The organism is Cronobacter sp. JZ38 (assembly GCF_008932145.1).
GTDB lineage: Bacteria > Pseudomonadota > Gammaproteobacteria > Enterobacterales > Enterobacteriaceae > Cronobacter > Cronobacter muytjensii.
The window spans coordinates 26,487-42,906 of record NZ_CP017663.1; the positions used below are offsets into that span (position 1 = coordinate 26,487).

Annotated in this window: 18 protein-coding genes and 1 pseudogene; 15 read left to right on the forward strand and 4 right to left on the reverse strand. The window is 49.3% G+C overall.

The window, feature by feature from the left end; translation table 11 throughout:
* Nucleotides 1-149: 149 nt before the first annotated feature.
* Nucleotides 150-3,749, forward strand: a pseudogene (dnaE, locus tag BJP61_RS20470) (DNA polymerase III subunit alpha).
* Complete coding sequence (locus BJP61_RS20475; protein ID WP_234007942.1) at nucleotides 3,746-4,132, forward strand: hypothetical protein; 387 nt, start codon at nucleotides 3,746-3,748, stop codon at nucleotides 4,130-4,132. Before dnaE ends, BJP61_RS20475 begins: the two are co-directional and overlap by 4 nt.
* Before the next feature lie 34 nt (nucleotides 4,133-4,166).
* Here BJP61_RS20475 and BJP61_RS20480 read toward each other — a convergent pair whose 3' ends face one another.
* Genes BJP61_RS20480 through BJP61_RS20490 form a run of 3 tightly spaced genes read right to left on the reverse strand, consistent with a single transcriptional unit; the run spans nucleotide 4,167 to nucleotide 5,373 of the window.
* The gene (locus tag BJP61_RS20480) at nucleotides 4,167-4,913 is read right to left on the reverse strand and encodes a hypothetical protein (protein WP_171999438.1); all 747 of its coding nucleotides are present in this window, start codon (nucleotides 4,911-4,913) and stop codon (nucleotides 4,167-4,169) included.
* Entirely contained in the window at nucleotides 4,910-5,203 is a 294-nt protein-coding gene (locus BJP61_RS20485; protein ID WP_171999441.1) for a hypothetical protein, read from the reverse strand. Before BJP61_RS20485 ends, BJP61_RS20480 begins: the two co-directional genes overlap by 4 nt.
* Nucleotides 5,200-5,373 (reverse strand): hypothetical protein, encoded by a 174-nt coding sequence (locus tag BJP61_RS20490; protein WP_171999444.1) that lies wholly within the window; start codon nucleotides 5,371-5,373, stop codon nucleotides 5,200-5,202. Before BJP61_RS20490 ends, BJP61_RS20485 begins: the two co-directional genes overlap by 4 nt.
* A 167-nt stretch (nucleotides 5,374-5,540) precedes the next feature.
* Between BJP61_RS20490 and BJP61_RS20495 the strand changes: the two genes are divergently transcribed.
* From BJP61_RS20495 to BJP61_RS20545, 11 genes are all read left to right on the forward strand, one after another.
* Nucleotides 5,541-5,969, forward strand: coding sequence for a hypothetical protein (locus tag BJP61_RS20495; protein ID WP_171999585.1), 429 nt, complete (start codon nucleotides 5,541-5,543; stop codon nucleotides 5,967-5,969).
* A 120-nt stretch (nucleotides 5,970-6,089) separates the two neighbouring features.
* Nucleotides 6,090-7,094 (forward strand): regulator, encoded by a 1,005-nt coding sequence (locus BJP61_RS20500; protein ID WP_171999446.1) that lies wholly within the window; start codon nucleotides 6,090-6,092, stop codon nucleotides 7,092-7,094.
* Between the two features lie 60 nt (nucleotides 7,095-7,154).
* Complete coding sequence (locus tag BJP61_RS20505) at nucleotides 7,155-8,105, forward strand: 5'-3' exonuclease H3TH domain-containing protein (RefSeq protein ID WP_171999448.1); 951 nt, start codon at nucleotides 7,155-7,157, stop codon at nucleotides 8,103-8,105.
* A complete protein-coding gene (locus BJP61_RS20510; protein ID WP_171999451.1) occupies nucleotides 8,102-8,362 on the forward strand; it encodes a hypothetical protein in 261 nt (86 codons plus the stop codon). The genes BJP61_RS20505 and BJP61_RS20510 overlap by 4 nt, the downstream gene beginning before the upstream one ends.
* 5 nt (nucleotides 8,363-8,367) lie before the next feature.
* Entirely contained in the window at nucleotides 8,368-9,447 is a 1,080-nt protein-coding gene (locus tag BJP61_RS20515) for a hypothetical protein (RefSeq protein ID WP_171999453.1), read from the forward strand.
* A gap of 114 nt (nucleotides 9,448-9,561) precedes the next feature.
* A complete protein-coding gene (locus BJP61_RS20520) occupies nucleotides 9,562-9,750 on the forward strand; it encodes a hypothetical protein (protein ID WP_171999455.1) in 189 nt (62 codons plus the stop codon).
* Complete coding sequence (locus BJP61_RS20525) at nucleotides 9,747-10,592, forward strand: SPFH domain-containing protein (RefSeq protein ID WP_171999587.1); 846 nt, start codon at nucleotides 9,747-9,749, stop codon at nucleotides 10,590-10,592. Before BJP61_RS20520 ends, BJP61_RS20525 begins: the two co-directional genes overlap by 4 nt.
* Nucleotides 10,593-11,178: 586 nt before the next feature.
* Entirely contained in the window at nucleotides 11,179-11,625 is a 447-nt protein-coding gene (locus BJP61_RS20530; protein WP_171999457.1) for a hypothetical protein, read from the forward strand.
* A 60-nt stretch (nucleotides 11,626-11,685) separates the two neighbouring features.
* Nucleotides 11,686-11,955, forward strand: a complete 270-nt coding sequence (locus BJP61_RS20535) for a hypothetical protein (RefSeq protein ID WP_171999390.1) — start codon at nucleotides 11,686-11,688, stop codon at nucleotides 11,953-11,955.
* Between the two features lie 99 nt (nucleotides 11,956-12,054).
* Entirely contained in the window at nucleotides 12,055-12,522 is a 468-nt protein-coding gene (locus BJP61_RS20540) for a hypothetical protein (protein ID WP_171999459.1), read from the forward strand.
* Complete coding sequence (locus BJP61_RS20545; RefSeq protein WP_072931862.1) at nucleotides 12,497-12,709, forward strand: hypothetical protein; 213 nt, start codon at nucleotides 12,497-12,499, stop codon at nucleotides 12,707-12,709. Before BJP61_RS20540 ends, BJP61_RS20545 begins: the two co-directional genes overlap by 26 nt.
* Before the next feature lie 251 nt (nucleotides 12,710-12,960).
* On the opposite strand, the gene BJP61_RS20550 is transcribed toward BJP61_RS20545, so the two are convergent.
* The gene (locus BJP61_RS20550) at nucleotides 12,961-13,971 is read right to left on the reverse strand and encodes a RepB family plasmid replication initiator protein (protein WP_105621066.1); all 1,011 of its coding nucleotides are present in this window, start codon (nucleotides 13,969-13,971) and stop codon (nucleotides 12,961-12,963) included.
* A 342-nt stretch (nucleotides 13,972-14,313) separates the two neighbouring features.
* Here BJP61_RS20550 and BJP61_RS20555 point away from each other — a divergent pair, with 342 nt between their 5' ends.
* Both BJP61_RS20555 and BJP61_RS20560 read left to right on the forward strand, forming a co-directional pair.
* The gene (locus tag BJP61_RS20555; protein WP_171999461.1) at nucleotides 14,314-14,958 is read left to right on the forward strand and encodes a hypothetical protein; all 645 of its coding nucleotides are present in this window, start codon (nucleotides 14,314-14,316) and stop codon (nucleotides 14,956-14,958) included.
* A gap of 216 nt (nucleotides 14,959-15,174) precedes the next feature.
* Nucleotides 15,175-16,260: a metallophosphoesterase gene (locus BJP61_RS20560; RefSeq protein ID WP_171999463.1), complete on the forward strand. Its 1,086-nt coding sequence runs from the start codon at nucleotides 15,175-15,177 to the stop codon at nucleotides 16,258-16,260.
* The last annotated feature ends 160 nt before the right edge of the window (nucleotides 16,261-16,420 follow it).

Consider the following 16,420-nt stretch of genomic DNA (forward strand, 5'->3'; position numbering starts at 1 on the left):
AGCAGCCTCTGAAACTAATCCCGTTTGCATGGCATGTTCCAGCAAGCGGGATTGCTTCGTTAAGGCACAAGAGACCGCTATCAAGATTTACGGGAAGTTCGCTGGCTTCCCAAACGACAAAATAAAAAAGACAAGTAAGGCAAAAGCACATGAAAGCATTAATGGTACGAACTGACTTCTCCCTGGGTGAGTCGTCTTTGAAGGCAGAGCGCGCCGTAGAGAAAGCCCGCGAAATGGGTTACTCGTCGGTGATCTCCGCTGACAGCATGAATCTGGCATCCGTAATCCCCTTGCAGATGGCTGCTGGTGACGATATTGCGGTCATTTGTGGTGTGAAGCTGAACCTGGTTGACGATCCTACATACGAGCACCGCGCTCGACTCTCGAAGGAGTCTAAAGGATGTATGGAATCATTAACGCGCGCGCGTAATTACAGCTTCACGGCGCTAATCAAGAACGAGCAAGGCTATGTCGATCTCTGCGAACTGATGACGCTGGCAAACACACGCGAGCAGTTTTATCACGTTCCCCGTCTTGAGCTGGCGCAGCTGCTGGCTACGTTCGCCAAAGGCAACATCATCCTGCTGACCTCGGACATGGGAAGCGTATTCCAGCGCCCGGACTTCGCGAAGATTATCGCCCAGCTGGTTCACGCTGGCGGCCGTGAGAACTTTTACTGCGCCGTTTATCCGATTGCTACCCCACTCTATGACCAGCTGAATAGCAAAGCGCTCAAGGTGGCCAGTGCTCTTAAGATCGAGCCAGTGGCGTTCTACCCTGCTTACTACGAGGCTCCCACTGACGCTGACATCAAAGACATCGCGCATATGGTGCTGAACAACATCAAAATCGACCAGCTGCACCGTATGCGAATCCCGTATCAACGTGACAATGGCGTTAATGATCGCCGCCACTTACTCCAGCTATTGAAGGAGTTTGCGGTGCGGATGGGTGTCAACGTCACGCCAGCAATGGTCTCAACAACTCAGGACGCGATCATTGATGCGTGTACATGGCGCTGGCACCCGCTGGAACCCGCTTTACCAACCATGGCAGATGATGAGCCAGCCACATTGCGTAAACTCGCTGTAGAGGGGCTAAGGAAGCGTCTTAGCACCAAAGAGTTCGGCTATGCACCACCAGCCACAATGCACCGTGATTATGTTGAGCGCCTGAAGTACGAACTTGATGTTTTAACCCGCCTTGGCTTCTGCGGCTACTTCCTCATGGTTCACGACCTGATGAATTACGCTCGCGGCGCCGGCATTCCTGTTGGGCCTGGCCGCGGTTCATCCGCTGGCTCTCTTGTCGCCTGGTGCGTGGGGATCACAAACGTAGACCCTATTCGCCATGGATTGCTGTTCGAACGTTTCATTAACCCTGAACGTCTCGACTTGCCCGATGCTGATCTGGACTTTAGCCAGGCACGTCGCCACGAGGTCATTGAGTACCTGGTTAAGCGTTACGGGGAGGATTACGTCGCTGGCATTCCCAACTTCACATACCTCGGTGCAGCTTCAGCACTGCGCGACACGGCACGTATCTTTGGCGTGGATTCAGCTGATATGGCGGTATCGAAAGACCTGCGCTTTGTCGATGACGATTCACTGTCACTCGAAGAGATGCGCGAAGAGCTTTCCAGCCTGGATAAATACGCAGCCAAATACCCGGACGCTTTTAACGCGGCCACCAAACTGCAAAGTCTCATGCGCGGATTCGGCCGTCACGCAGCTGGCATGATCGTAGCCGGTGTGAAACTGACAGAGCGCACACCGGTCGAGCGACGCGGGGATGCGCGTGTAATCGCTTTTGACAAGCGTTACTGCGAATCCATGGGATTGATTAAGTTGGACGTGCTCGGCCTCGCTACGCTCGATCTGCTGGCTTATGCGCAGCAATACGTGAAAGAAGCCACGGGCAGCGTGATTGATCTCGATGCAATTCCACTAACTGACAAAAAGGTTCTTGATGGCTTCGCCGGTGGCCACACCCAGGGCGTGTTCCAGCTTGAATCAGGTTCGATGCGTAAGCTGCTAAAGGATCTTGGCGGCGGCATTGATCCGATGAGCTTTGAAACAGTTGTCGCCACGACAGCATTATTCCGACCTGGCCCGATCGAATCTGGAATGTTGGACAGCTACGTTTCGGTGGCCAAAGGCTTCAAAGAGGCTGATTCCATTCACCAGGTGCTCGATGAGCTTACCTCTGAGACCAATGGGGTAATTCTCTATCAGGAACAAACCATGAAGGCCACGCAGCTGCTGGCCGGCTTCACGCTCGCGGAAGCTGATGGCGTCCGTAAAGCGATCGGTAAAAAAGACATGGAGAAGATGAAGAAGGTCGGTAACCAATTTATCGAGCAAGCCCAAGCTGGCTGGATAGAGGTGAAGCTGGAAGACGGAACCACTCGCCAGTTCCACCGCGCGGAGCACTTCAAATGTGCCGATGGCAAGCTGCGAACCATCGAAGAAGCAATGCACGATGGCGCCGACGTTCTGGGCATCTAACCGTTTAACGCAGCTTGGATGCCTTATCTGAGCTGCGAAAATTAATACATGGATTGTGATTAAGAGGCACCAATGAAAGTTTTAGAGACGATTTCCACGAAGCCCGGACTAAGCGACAGCAAAGCAAAAGAGATCTGGGAAGCGTTTGAGAAAAACGGGGCGTACCAGTTCAACAAATCTCACTCAGTGGCTTACTCGCTGATTAGCTATCAGTCGATGTTCATGAAAACGCACTACCCTGCCCAATTCTTCGCAGCAGCGCTAACTATTTTGGGTGATGACAAGCATCAGGGGCTGGTCAAAGACGCGCTGAGCTTTGGTATTCGCATCTTGCCACCAGATGTAAACATCTCGACCAACCGCATTGAGATCCGTCAGATGGAAGATGGTACGCAAGTGCTGTATGCACCCTTCTCAGCTGTCAAAGGATGCTCAGAGAATGGGTGCCAGGCGATCATGCGCGCCCGGGCAAAGGTGGGTGGCCATTTTACCGACATCATGCAGTTTGAAGAGGCGGTTGAGAAGCGCGCCTGCAACAGCCGTGTACGTGACTCTCTCGATCGTGTCGGCGCATTTGCCAGCATCATCCCCGGCAGCGTACCTGCTACCTCAGAAGAACGTCGCCGCGACCAGGCGGAGCTGATGGGAAATCTGGTGATCGATGCGGTAAAAGCGACACGCCAGTTTGAAATGAACCCGAAACGCCAGGCTGAAGTAAACGTGCTGATGACGAATATGGCCGCTGAAATGGGGCTGGGTGATGAGCTTATCCGTCCGAGCATCGGCATCAAACCACGCTTGATGATCATCCTCGACAACGCCAACGGTAACGATGGCAAAACCGGCTACTTCATGGAGAACGGTTATGACGACTTCAAGGCGAAGTTACTGGTTGCTGGCGATCTGAAGATGGGCGATTTGTACGTTACCGGCGTTTGCAAGAAGGTGAAGGACAAAGAAAAGGACTACACCAAAGACGAGTTAGGCCAGTTTAACGAGTTCATCAAAGCAGAGGTGGCTTTGGTACGACCAACGTACATTCTTACGTGCGGCACCAAGTCCACCAGCCTGTTTAACAATAAGTCGAAACCCTCAGATCTTGTTGGCCGCAAAGAGTATCTGCCGGAGCTGGATGTCACGGTCTTTTATGGCTTCAACCCTAACATTCTTCACTTCCGCCCAGAAGAAGGCGAAAAGCTGGAGCTAATCCTTGCTGACGTTGCGGAGGCAGTTAACTCATGAATTTAAGCACTGAATTATCACCAGAAATGATCGAGAAAGCGCGTGAAGCTATCACCCGCTCTAACTTCTGGGAATTTATCGACCGCACCATGACACTTGAGCTGGCCGTGGCCAGCGCCAAATACGACGGCGAACGTGCCCCTAATCGTCTTCGCAAGGCGGCTAAAGCAATGCTCAACGTCGTTTACGATCCTCTTATGCGTCGATTCGTTGACGGTATCAGTAGTTCGAGCAAGGCGCTGGAAAAGCTGGATGAGCTAAAGGCATACCGCGACAGCCTGGTGACAAAGGTGGCCAACGAGTTCACCGAGGCGGAAAAGTTTGGTGACGTTTGTGAGTACCGCCGCCATAGAGCTGAGAGGATGACACGTAAGGCAGCATAGCAATGAGAATGAAGGGGTTTAACGCCCCTTTTCTTTATTTAACTTGAGTTGAGTTCATCGTTGGTTTAGGAGGCTCAACCGGATTAAGTTGTAATATAGCAGGGCTTTTGAAATATACTATTATAAAGAAAGCCACCGCCCCAGAAGCCCTTAACCAACCTTTAAATTTGACTTCAAGTACGCCTGGCAACACCGCTCCAACGCCACCAGCGGCAAGAGCCAATATGATTCTAAATACAGTATACTGATAGCTGGTTGGGTTTGGCGTGACAAATGCAGTAACTAATATAACTACTAAAAATATAGTACCAAAAGTGAAGCCAAGATATTTATCGAAATTTTTCTTCATCTTAATGCTGACCTTATTATCAAAGCCGTATGTTGGCAAACCAGCAGCTTTAAACTTATCTCTAACTGCTTTAGCTTCTTTTCGATCCAAACGCTTTGCCAACCGTTGAATGCCAGCATAAGCTCTAGAGCTAGGAGCTATCGAAGGGGAGCGAGCATCGGCACGATATGTTTCATAATGGACTAAAATAAGGGGTAAGGCATCTAAGCATGTTTCAGCCAACCACTGATTCCAGCCACTATCTTTTAAAACTTCCTCAGAGTCATTGCTCGCACTACACTCTTCTAAACACCCAAAGAAATCAACGCCCTTCAGGTGCACCTCATTAAAACCAACTTCATTATTAATGTATAAGCGCAGAACTGATTCATATTCACTCTTTAAGCGTTGAATATTTCCCTTTTGATTCTCAATGACCTCATGGAGATTCATTTTTCATTGTTCTCACCTTTACTTTTTTGCGCCAATTTGCGCGCCATCAGAAGAAGGTTCGAAAGGTTTGACATGTCGGCACCATTAAATAAGAAAATACGAATGCTCTTACCGTAAATTTCTTGAACCTTGAAAAAAACAGTCCTTTTCGGAGTGTCACTAGGAACGGATTGAACATAGTCAAACATTATTTGAAGTTGAGTATCTGTAGGAGACCAATTAGGGTCACAAATATCCAATTCTTTTTCTAAGGTTTTTTTAAACTCTCGAAGTAACTCAGGTGACATCATTTCTTGTCTGATTCCTTGTCCGACTGGTTACCGGTAGAAGACTTTGCCTGCTGATTTGCCACCTTCAACAATTCCATAGTTGGTGATAGATCCAAACCACCCATCCCTGCGTATAGCATGAAATCAGCAGTATCATTTTTGCCTTTATTATCTTTAGTATCATTTGACATTAGATTCTTCCGAATAGCTCATGACAGAAAAGGCATTTTATCATTTGTGCCTAGTTTGGCTAGCAACTCTTTGAAGGGTTTTCGCCCTTGTGAAGCACTATTTTTACGCGAAACAAATCATCGCAGATGGTAAACTCACTAAAAATAGCCAACTGACTATCACACATATGAACAATATTCTTGACCAAATCATCATCGACCTTGAGTTTAATCGCGACGACCTTGAGGCAGTCTGGCAGCGACAGCCGGTGCTGCTCATGCAGTACGGCGCAAGGCTGGCGCAGGCTGAAAGACAAGTGGCTGACGCAAAGCGCGGCCTCGATGCTGTAGAAGCCAAGCTGTATGACAGCCACCGTAAGGATTTAAGTATGAACGGCATCAAGTTCAACGAGTCAATCCTCGATGCCAAGGTAAAGACCAGCGTCAGCTACTTGTCCCATCGGCAAAAGCTGGATGATGCTCGCTACCTGGCTGACATGTACAAACATGCCGTTGCAGCATTTAACCACCGAAAAGACATGATCGTGCAGGCATCTAAGCTCGCCATTATTGAAATCGAACGCATGGGCGCCGAGCGTTTTAACTGCCCCTCCTGACACCTTTTTTTATATCTGGATTATAGCTAACTAACTAGCTATTATGCGCTTGCTCGTTAGCGAGTCACGACTGCCCAAAGTGCAATGCACCCTCGGCCAAAAACAATAATGGAGAAACACATGTCATCAGCATTAATGAACCTTCTGAGCAAAGCTCGCGGCGACATCGCAGCTAAGCGTGGTAACAACGTCGATATGGCTCGCCTGAAGGATGGCGATAATTACCTGCGTCTGTTCCCAAACAAAGACGATCCTGACGGCGTCTTCTATCAAACGTGGGGTATGCACTTCGTTAAGTACCAGAATGACGAAGGCAAAGAAGCAACCACCGCCTACGTTTGTGATCAGCACACCCATGGTCGTGCTTGCCAGCTGTGCGAAATGGTGATGGAAGGCAAAGCTCGTCACAAAGGCAACAAAGCAATGGAAGACCGCATTCAGGCAATGCGCGCCACTCCACGCTATCTGGTCAACGGCGTACTCTCTGCTCGTGAAGATTTCGCTGATGCGAAAGAAACCCAGCTGATTGAACTGCCAGCAACCGTGTTCGATGACATTCTGAAAGTTATCGGCGAAGACCTTTCCGATGAAATTGGTAACCCGCTGAGCAAAACTGAAGGCTATGCGTTCTGCATTACCCGTACCGGTTCTGGTCGCGACACCAAATACAGCGTCTCTCCTAAGCGCAAAGTCTTCAAAGGCAACATCGAAGACAAGTTCTGGAACAAGCAGCATGACCTGATTGCTTTCGCAAACCAGGCTGACGAAACCAAATTGCTGGCTACCACGCGTCATATGAGCCGTCAGATTGGAATCGCTGCACCTTCTGCGATTGCCGCTGTTAAATCAACAACCACCTCAGCAGCAGCACTGCCAGGTTTCGGCTCCATCACCGGCCACGACGACGCCCCAGCAACTACTCACGGTGCAGCAGCTGTTGCGCGTGAAGAGGCCCCGGCGCCATCGTCCATCGTTGATGAAGAAGTTGCTCGTGCGGTTGAAGCTGAGTTCGTGCCAGAAGCTGAAAAAGTTGCTGAGCCAGTGGCGGCAACACCAGCGGCAGAAGCACCTGCAGCAGCAGACCCGGCACTGGATTCACTTCTGGCTGAGCTGGAAGGTCTGTAATCGTCGAATAGACGGAAAGAAGGCGTCTTCGGACGCCTTACTTTTTGGAAGGAGCATACCTTGAACTACTTATTCGTCGATGGTAACAGCCTCGGCTACTACCACCAGCAGCAGAAAGAGAAACTTCACAACGGTGAAATGGAAGTGCAGGCGATTTTCGGCTTCGTCAAAAACGTTCGTCGTTACGCTTCCATCCTCCGCGCGCGGCCAATTATCTTTTGGGACGGTTTCAGCGATCGCCGTCGTTCGTTTTACCCAGAGTACAAAGCCAACCGGGACGACAACCCAGAAATGCTGAAGATGAAGGAAGGCTTTTCGAAGCAGAAGCCCTACATCGTCAACATGATGAAAGTGCTGGGCGTCAACCAGTTCACGGCCAAAGATGGCGAGGCTGATGATCTGGCCGGCATGTTCGTTGAGAAGTTAGTTAATTCACCTGCAGTCGAGCACATCTATCTGCTCACTGGCGATCAGGACTGGCTTCAGCTGGTTAGCGAAAAGGTTACATGGGTGACCGTGCGAGCCGATGCCCAGCATAAGCAAATCAACTTCGAACAGTTTTCGGAGCTTACTGGCTATGCAACTCCCCGCGGCTTCCTCGAAGGCAAAGCACTTCAGGGCGACAAGTCCGACAATATTGCTGCTGTAGGCGGAATTGGTGACGGTGGCGCCAAGGAGATCATTGCGGAGTACGGCAGCGTTGTAACGATGGTGCGGGGCATTATGGACGGCAGCATTGTCATCGAAAAAGGTCGCCATAAAACAGCATTCAACAACCTGGCCAAGAACGCTTTCAACGAGAAAACCAATTGCCGGATGCTCGAAGCCTTCAAGCGCAACATGTCACTGATGAACCTCATCAAAACTCAATTTCCACCGACTGTAATCGAGCCAGTAAAAGCTGAGCGCGACCAGAAAGCATTTGAGCAGATGTGCCTGGAGCTTAACTTCCGGTCGTTCCTTGAAGATATGGACGTGTTCAAGCTGCCATTCGAAAGGTACTGCGCATGATCCGCTCATTGTTCACCGGACACCCATCAACCTACACCGCGCTGGCTAAAGAGGTCGTTTTCCTTCATGGGGAAAGCGCAGTGACCTGTCTGCCAACAATTCTGGCGCGCGCCGGAATGAGCGTTACCAAACGCGAGTTGGGGCAAGTGTCTGACCAGGTCATCAAGATGCTGTCACGCGTTAAAAAGAACCTCAATTGTGACTCAATTGAGTGGAACGAGGCGAAAGCCGCAGAACGTATAAAAGAGAAAGGGTAAAACACATGGCTAAATCTAAACTCGCTCAGGCGCTAAATAAGGCGCTGGGTAAAAACGACAGCATTCAGAAAGTTGAGCAATGGCTGGACACGGGCTATCCCCCATTGAATCGCGCGATCTCCGGGCGATATGACGGTGGTCTTCCAGCTGGCCGTATCGTTGAAATCTTCGGTCCACCATCTGCAGGCAAAACGTTCCTCGCAACCAAGGCGATGATTGCGGCGCAGCGCATGGGTGGTGTTGCAGCATTCTTTGACCACGAAAACAGCTTTGATGTTGGCCTGGCCGTGGGCATGGGCTTAGACGCCGACGAAGATGAAGGCTATTGGGTGTACAAACAGCCAAACACCTTTGAAGAATCTGTTGAGAACATCGGCATTCTCCTGAACACAATCCGTAGCAACGAGCTGATTCCAGCCGATGCGCCGATCGTCATTGTCGCCGACTCTCTGGCATCAATGGTACCTCGCTCTAAGGCAGAGAAGTTCACCAAGATGGCCGAGGGTACAGCGAAGGATAAAGATGAGCTGAACATGAACGACAACACGGCTCTGGCACGCGCGACCTCTGCTAACTTCCCTACCCTTGCCCAATGGTGTCGCCAGTATAACTGTCTGTTGATCGTGCTGAACCAGGTGCGCACAAAACTCGGCGTGATGTTTGGCGACCCAACAACTTCACCCGGTGGTGACTCGCCGAAGTTTTACGCTTCTGTGCGCATTCGTCTGGGTGCGAGCCAGCTGAAAGACGGCAAAGAGAAGATCGGCCAATGCGTTGGTGCTGAAGTCGTTAAAAACAAAGTGGCGCCACCGTTTGAGAAATGTAGCTGGAACTTCTACTACGACACCGGTCGCGGCCTCGATGTCGTTGAGTCTCTGGTGGAACACATGCTTGAAGATGGCTTGCTGCCTAAGAACGCCAGCGGCCGCGTTGAAATCGGTGATAAGAAATACACAAAATCCCAGATCGTTGAACTGTATCGCCAGAAGCCGTTAGAGGAAATCGTGGCCGCGCTGGCCAAGATCGACAGTGATAAACGCGCAAAAGCAGAAGCAGAAAAGGAAGCAGCTGCCGAAGCTGAATAAGGCTAACAAATAGCCATTTAATCGAGGGGTGCTAACGCACCCCTTCTTTTTTGATTGCAATTAGGTAGGTAACTACCTATTTTATCTAGGCACTATAAAACATCGGAAAAACACATGATTAAGTTCTACACATTCACAATTGCAGTGATTGCATCTGCCTTAGCGGTGTATCGATTCATTGTGCCAGCACTGTTTTCATTGAGTGACGATTTCGCCATGGTTTTGGCCGCTGTAATCGCTCTCTCTTACCCGGCCGCCCTGGTGGTCATCACTAAAAATGTATGGAAACGCAAAAAGAAATGAAAAAGGTAATTGTCGCGCTGCTATTAGCAGCATCAGCATTCACGCTTACTGCGTGTGATCGCGAAACCGTCCCTGCGGGCTACGTGGGCGTGAAAGTCGATTTGTATGGCACTGAGAAGGGCGTACAGCAGCAGGTTGTTGGCGTTGGCCGCTACTGGCTGACCATTAACGAAGAGCTGTACAAGTTCCCAACGTTCAACCAGCTGCACACGTATCAAGACCCGTTCGTCTTCCAAACGTCGGACAGCATGACCATCTCCGCACATGTTGGCGTCGAGTACGCTGTAGAACCTGACAAGGTGGCCAAAGTCTTCCAAACGTACCGCAAAGGCGTTGATGACATTACCACCAGCAATCTACGTCAGAACATCTCAGACGCACTGATTAAGCACTCCACCGACATGAATATTACTCAGCTGGCGGCGGGTGGAAAAACCAAGCTGCTCGATGAAGTGACCAAGGATCTGCGCGCCGGCCTTGAGCCTATTGGCATTCACATCGTGAAGCTGAGCTGGACGACTGACCTGGATTATCCAAAGCAGGTTAAGGACTCCATTAACGCCAAGATCGAAGCCAACCAAAAAGCAGCGCGGGTAGAGAACGAAGTCGCTCAATCCAAAGCTGAAGCCCAAAAGGCTATCGAGTTGGCGCGAGGTGAAGCCGAATCTAATCGCATCCGTGCTGAAGCAGAAGCCAATGCAATCACCCTTCGTGGCCAGGCTCTTCGTAGCAATCCTGAAGTGCTGCAACTTGAGGCGATTAATCGCTGGGATGGTAAGACGCCGGTTTATGTCGCTGGAGGCGGCAACAGCGCCCCACCATTCCTACAGTTTAAGCCGTAACAAACATAAGGCGTCCAGTTGGACGCCTTTTTCTTTCTGTCATTATGACCCATAAGAAAACAACTTGTTTGCTGAGTGAGCATGAAATTCAAACATATACCCATTATTGACGTTACAACGTCCCGCTCTTTTCGGATCGCGATAGTTGACTGCTATTGGCTGACCAAGGGAGAGAACGTTGTAACTAATGAGCGTTACGGGAACTACATGTACAACTCAGACAGACGCGTTGTAGAGCGGGTTTTCGAACGTCACATTCAAGAGGATGGTTACAGTGTCACACACATACCCCTCGCGTTTATTGAAAGGAGAGATTAAGTGTCTTTTGCCTTCGAGGACAAGGAGCGCATCACCCAGGCAATAGAGAACCGTTCATCTTTCTTCGCGCTTCCGAGAGGTGAATCTTGACTGTCATATGTGAAAGCGTGTGGCCGGGGGTCGATTGGTTTACTCCGGGTAGTGAGTATGGCGGTGTGTCAGATTCTGATGGCCAGGCACTTCATACCACTGACGACTTTGGTGACGATGCCCTGATCTTCATTGACCACTCTCATCACGGCATCTTCAAAACCAAGAAGGAAATGCCATGACCATTAAACCAAAGGGAAGCGCTCTGGCAGCGCTTTACAGCGTTTCTAACGCTGCGCTTGATGAAGTAGACCAGTTAAGAGCGGATGGCTTCCCGCAGCCATTGTGGGCTGAATCCATGCGTACTGCGATTGGGGAAATGGGCGCGCCTGATGTGGATGAGAATGAGCAGCCCTGGCAAAAGCTGATCCGCATGTATGCCGAAGAGATTGGGCCGACACCAGAACCAGAGCAGGCATTGCTGCTGAAGCTGTTCAAGGAGGCGGGTGAGAACTTACCAATTTGGCCAGGCACTTGCCACGAGGTTTTTCATTCGCAATTTAGAAAGATCGACATCTTTGAAAATTCAGTAGATGGCAAAGAGGCAATTGTCTGGTTCCTCCTTCACCTGGATGATTGCTTCCCCCGAGTAGCCGCGAAGATGTGGCCTGTAGAAAACAATTAATCGCCTATTTTAGTTAAATATAATTAAGTAACCAACAACTTATAACAATGGTATAAATACATGAAAACGCTTGTCAGAATCCACTCAAGTTGTGATTTCTCAGTCTTCCCTCTGTTCATTGTTGAAGCAGAGAATGAGGAGCTGATGGACGAGGCCATCGAACACGCCATTAACAAATGCACCGGCTATGACGATGACCAGATAACCATCGACGAGAGCAATGTACGCTGGCGCGGCAGCCAATGTTGGTATCAGGAAGATACTCAACCGCTCTCCAATGAGGATGCAGAAACACTGGTGAGGATCTTATCGTTAGAAACCTACAGCTAACGCTTTCCTTACATTTCAAAAATAGGTTACTATCTACCTATCTTATGGAGTTCGCATGACAGTAGCTTTGCAATTAACCTCTCTCCTTCTGGTAGTTTTATGCCGTCAGATGAAGAAAGCCTTCGAGCCAATGCCCGGGCGCGTTTATTACGCCTTCATGCTCAGCACCGCATTATTCATGCTCCTGTCGCCGGTGCTGAAATGAAACGGATCTCGTTAATCGCATTATTGATGCTTCCCACTTTAGCCGAGGCTAACAGCCTGAAAACGTTGCAGTGTCACGCTGCCATTGTTCATTCAGCGGGAGAGCGAATCACTGGAGTTTCAGAGCGGATGACCGGTGCGCTGGTCGTTGACAGCGGTATGGAGTTTTACGCGCTGCTCGGCTCTGCGATTTACAAGTCTCCCCCGCTGAAATCGCGGAAGAAGATGAAATTTGGTGTTGGCTCGGATGGCCAGACCTTTATCAAAAAGGATGCCGTGTACAGCGTGTCTTCTCAGGACACCAGTATCATATTTGACGAGTGTTCCGAGGTTAGTAATGATTTACACCATGCAGAAAAGTGAGATCCTAAAAGAGAGCGGTTACTGGCGCGCAAAGGGCTTTAAGCGTGAAGGGAACGAAGAGCTTCTGGATCGCTGGGACTGCACCATCACCTTCAAGCGCAAGCAGTGGCAACATTTCGATAAGTTGAAAAACGAAATGACGATCACCGCACCGACACTTTTTGGGCTTCTTAAGAAAATCATTTAATTGTTTATCAAGAATTGACTGAGGTATGTGGTTTTTACATACCGCAGTCAATGGCATTTGCCGAAGTACGCAACTCTACATACCGCAGTCAAGAAATCACATATTCTGGTTGGTTCAGGGTGGTTATCATTGACTGCGGTATGCGTATTACGTATCGCAGTCAAGATAGGATGTGAGACGCATATCTCAGTGAAGATTGCATACCGCAACAAATAAACCGCATATCGCAGTCAATATACTGCATACCTCAGTCAATTTTTGGGTTTTGATTTAGCGAGAGCTTCTGCCAGTTTGACGGGATCTATACCTGCAGTTTTCAAAGCCTTAATGACTTCGTCGTAGTTCTCTTCTGACGGCGGCTGCTCTTCAACCTTTTGTTTAGGCAGCTTAGAAGTCTGGATCAGCTTCGGATTGCGGTAGTGAACGACGAAGAAGGTGGAGTTTCCGCGTTTAGTTTCGGTGTATTCGAGGTACCCGATTTCTTTCAGTTGCTCCATGGCCTTTCTAACGGTGTGATTTTGCGTGTAAACGCTTGAAGTCAGGTTAAGCCGGTCACGAAGACGCTTCATGGAAATGGGTGCGTGGTTCTGGGGCAGGCTCTCAATGAAGGTGTAGAGAGCCTGGGCTGATTCTTTGCGTGGCAGTGCATCGATGGCTTTTAATCGAAGCAGCACACGCCTGTCCATGTCATAGAGTTCGAAGAGTTTAGGCTCAGCTTCAATCTCTACAACGTTTTCTACGACATCATATGAGGCTGATTTTACGAGGTGTGTTACCCACCCTTTCGTATCGTTCTGGAACTTGAGTGTGACGGATGCCAGCTTAAACAGGGAGTTACTGATACGATCTCGCATCTTCTGATTGGAGCGCCGGCTATCGAATCCACACATCTTAATGAACTCGACAAATGTAAGTTTAAGCGCGCTTCCTTGCACCCCATACTCTGCCATTGACCGAACGATCCCCAGCCACACCTTAAAATCAGTGTCCATATCCAAACGTGACCCTGTAATTTTCACGTCGGTATAACCTTCGCTCTTGGCAATGGACAACTGGACAAGTTCTTCAGTGGCATCTGTGATATTTTTACGGTTATTTTTGCTCTTACTCGTTGATTTTAGAGTGGGAACAAACAGGCCGAGACGCATAAGCGGCACCGGCTGAACAGTGCTGGAGCTGTTAATATCCAGTGAAACGATCTCACCTGTCGATTTGTTAGTTTCTTCCAAATTCATCGGTAAGGTTTTGGATTTCTTAACCATTTTCTGCACCAGCAATTGTTCACATGCCGTAAGTGTAACTGCATATCTCAGTCAAGGTAAATACATACCGCAGTTAATGAATTTGCGTACCGCAGTTGGTAGGGTCACATGCCGCAGTCATGATTCTGCGCACTACAGTCAATATCGATCCTATCTCAGCCCAGTGGTGGCGAGGGTTTGCGGCGATCGGGGATCTCTTTTGGATCTCCGTTAGGATCACATTAGGATCAATTTATTGGATCGATACTGTGGAAATTGGGGATATACAAAACAGGCAGTTACAGCCTAGCGCTAAATTTATGCGTTACAGTCGCAAATATTTCCACCGGTAAGAGTAGACCAATGGATCTGAAACGAACACGCTGGGTTCGCCGTCTCGAAGATGGCACCTACACCATTGAGCCAGATAGCAAACTTAACTCCCAGAAAGAACTATGCGACCTCTGTGGCATTGCATCAAAATGCCCTATCAATGAGGCACGGCATAAGTTCAAGGCTACAGGAGCTGACTTCCACTTAAATTCTTGTCTGCGGTATGTGCCACTTATCGCGTTTCGTAAACCGATCATCGGATTGAATGAGCCTTACTTCAACACGCTCCGCAGCGGAGTTACTTGGGTTAACCGAGTAGAGCCAGGCAAAATCGTGTGTTTGGTAAACGCAGCGAACGGAGAGCGAATCAGGTTCGCAAAAGTGGATCGAGTCTGTTCGGGGCCCTACGAAGAAATGCTTCGTAAACACAGCCGATTTAACCACCTTTGCATGGGTGGTGAAAGCGTAGAAAAGGTTTCTGAAGTGATCCGCAAATCCTATGGGCATTTTCTGAAGCCTGAAAGTCAGCTGACGGCCATTTATCTACGGAGCATCAGCCGTGAACATGATGTTGAGTATCACACGGGTCATGAGCTTGAATTAGAAGATCCTCGTGCAAAAGCACCAGTGATAGATATGGCCTCGCTTCGCAGAAAGCACGAGAAGACGATTTAACCCCTTCCAATGAGCGAACGTACCAGAAATTACGTTCGCCCTCTCACAGAAGCATACAGAGCGAATTTAGCGATCTTTTATTATAGGTAGTTAGCTACTTATAAATATTGCATAATAGCCAGCCTGCGAACCAAGCCAATAGCCTATAGCTCTGAATTGATGGCCTATTCAGTGTTGGTAACATTGCGTTGAATTTATAACAAGCTGGAAGAACACATGACTATACCGTATGGCGTGATCTCTGATCCCCACTATCACAACTGGAACACTTTCGCGGTTTCTGACGCCAATGGGCTTAACTCCCGCCTGGCCATTCTGCTTGAATCGACAAAGGAAGCGGCCATTGCCATAAAAGAGGCTGGCGCAAAGCATCTTTTCGTTGCCGGTGACACGTTCCATGTTCGTGGCACTATCACACCGTCTGTACTGCACTATGTGACGGAAACCTACAAGTGGATCATTAACGAGCTTGGCCTTGAAGTGGTCATGCTGGCTGGCAACCACGACCTCGAAACCAATGATTCTGTCTACAGTGCTAACGCAGCATCCTCACTGCAGTCGATCGGGGTTCAGATCGTTTGTGGTCAGCAGCCGTTCAGCATTGAAGTCGGTGATGTGAATGTTCATTTCATCAGCTGGCGCAACTCGCATGCCGAGCTTTTAAATGACATGAAGGCGCTGCGAAAGCGTCTTGAGGGCGACAATCACGACATCGTCATTCATACCTCAGTCAATAAAGCGATTCCGACCATGCCTGATGTGGGCATCGATGCGCAGGAGCTGAAGGACATTGGCTTCCGCCTGGTTCTGTCTGGTCATTACCACAACCACAAAGAAGTCCTGCCCGGTGTCATCAGTGTTGGCGCGCTAACACACCAGAATTGGGGTGATGTAGGGACATTGGCCGGCTACATGGTGGTGCAACCTGATGGCAGCTTTACCCAACATGAAACCTCGGCGCCAAAGTTCGTCAATCTAGAAGAAGGCGTTGATGACAGCGAAGTGCGCGGTAATTACGTTCGTTTTTACGCGACCATTGAAGCTGACGAAGAAGGTGTGAAGATTAAAAACACCCTCAACTCTATGGGCGCTAAAGGCGTCGTGTGCAACTTCGTTCGCAAATCCTCAATGATGACCGGCTCAGCGAGCACTTCCGCAACGTCAAAGATAGACAGCCTTGGAGAGTCAGTAAGCGCTTACTGTCAAATCATGCACGATACTGACGGCGGCTTTGATGTGAAGGCATTGGGGGCGCTTTGCGGCGACATCCTCCTTGAAGCTGAAACCGGTATTTCAGAATGATCACCGGAAAATACCAATGGGCTGTAAACATCCTGAATAACGGAGGGACAGTCACACTCCATCGTTTTACATACCGCAGTGAACGAGTGCGCTACAAGCTCAACCGATTATATCGTGACGGCGTCTTAGAACGCGCTTTGTACAAAGCTCACCTGGAGTT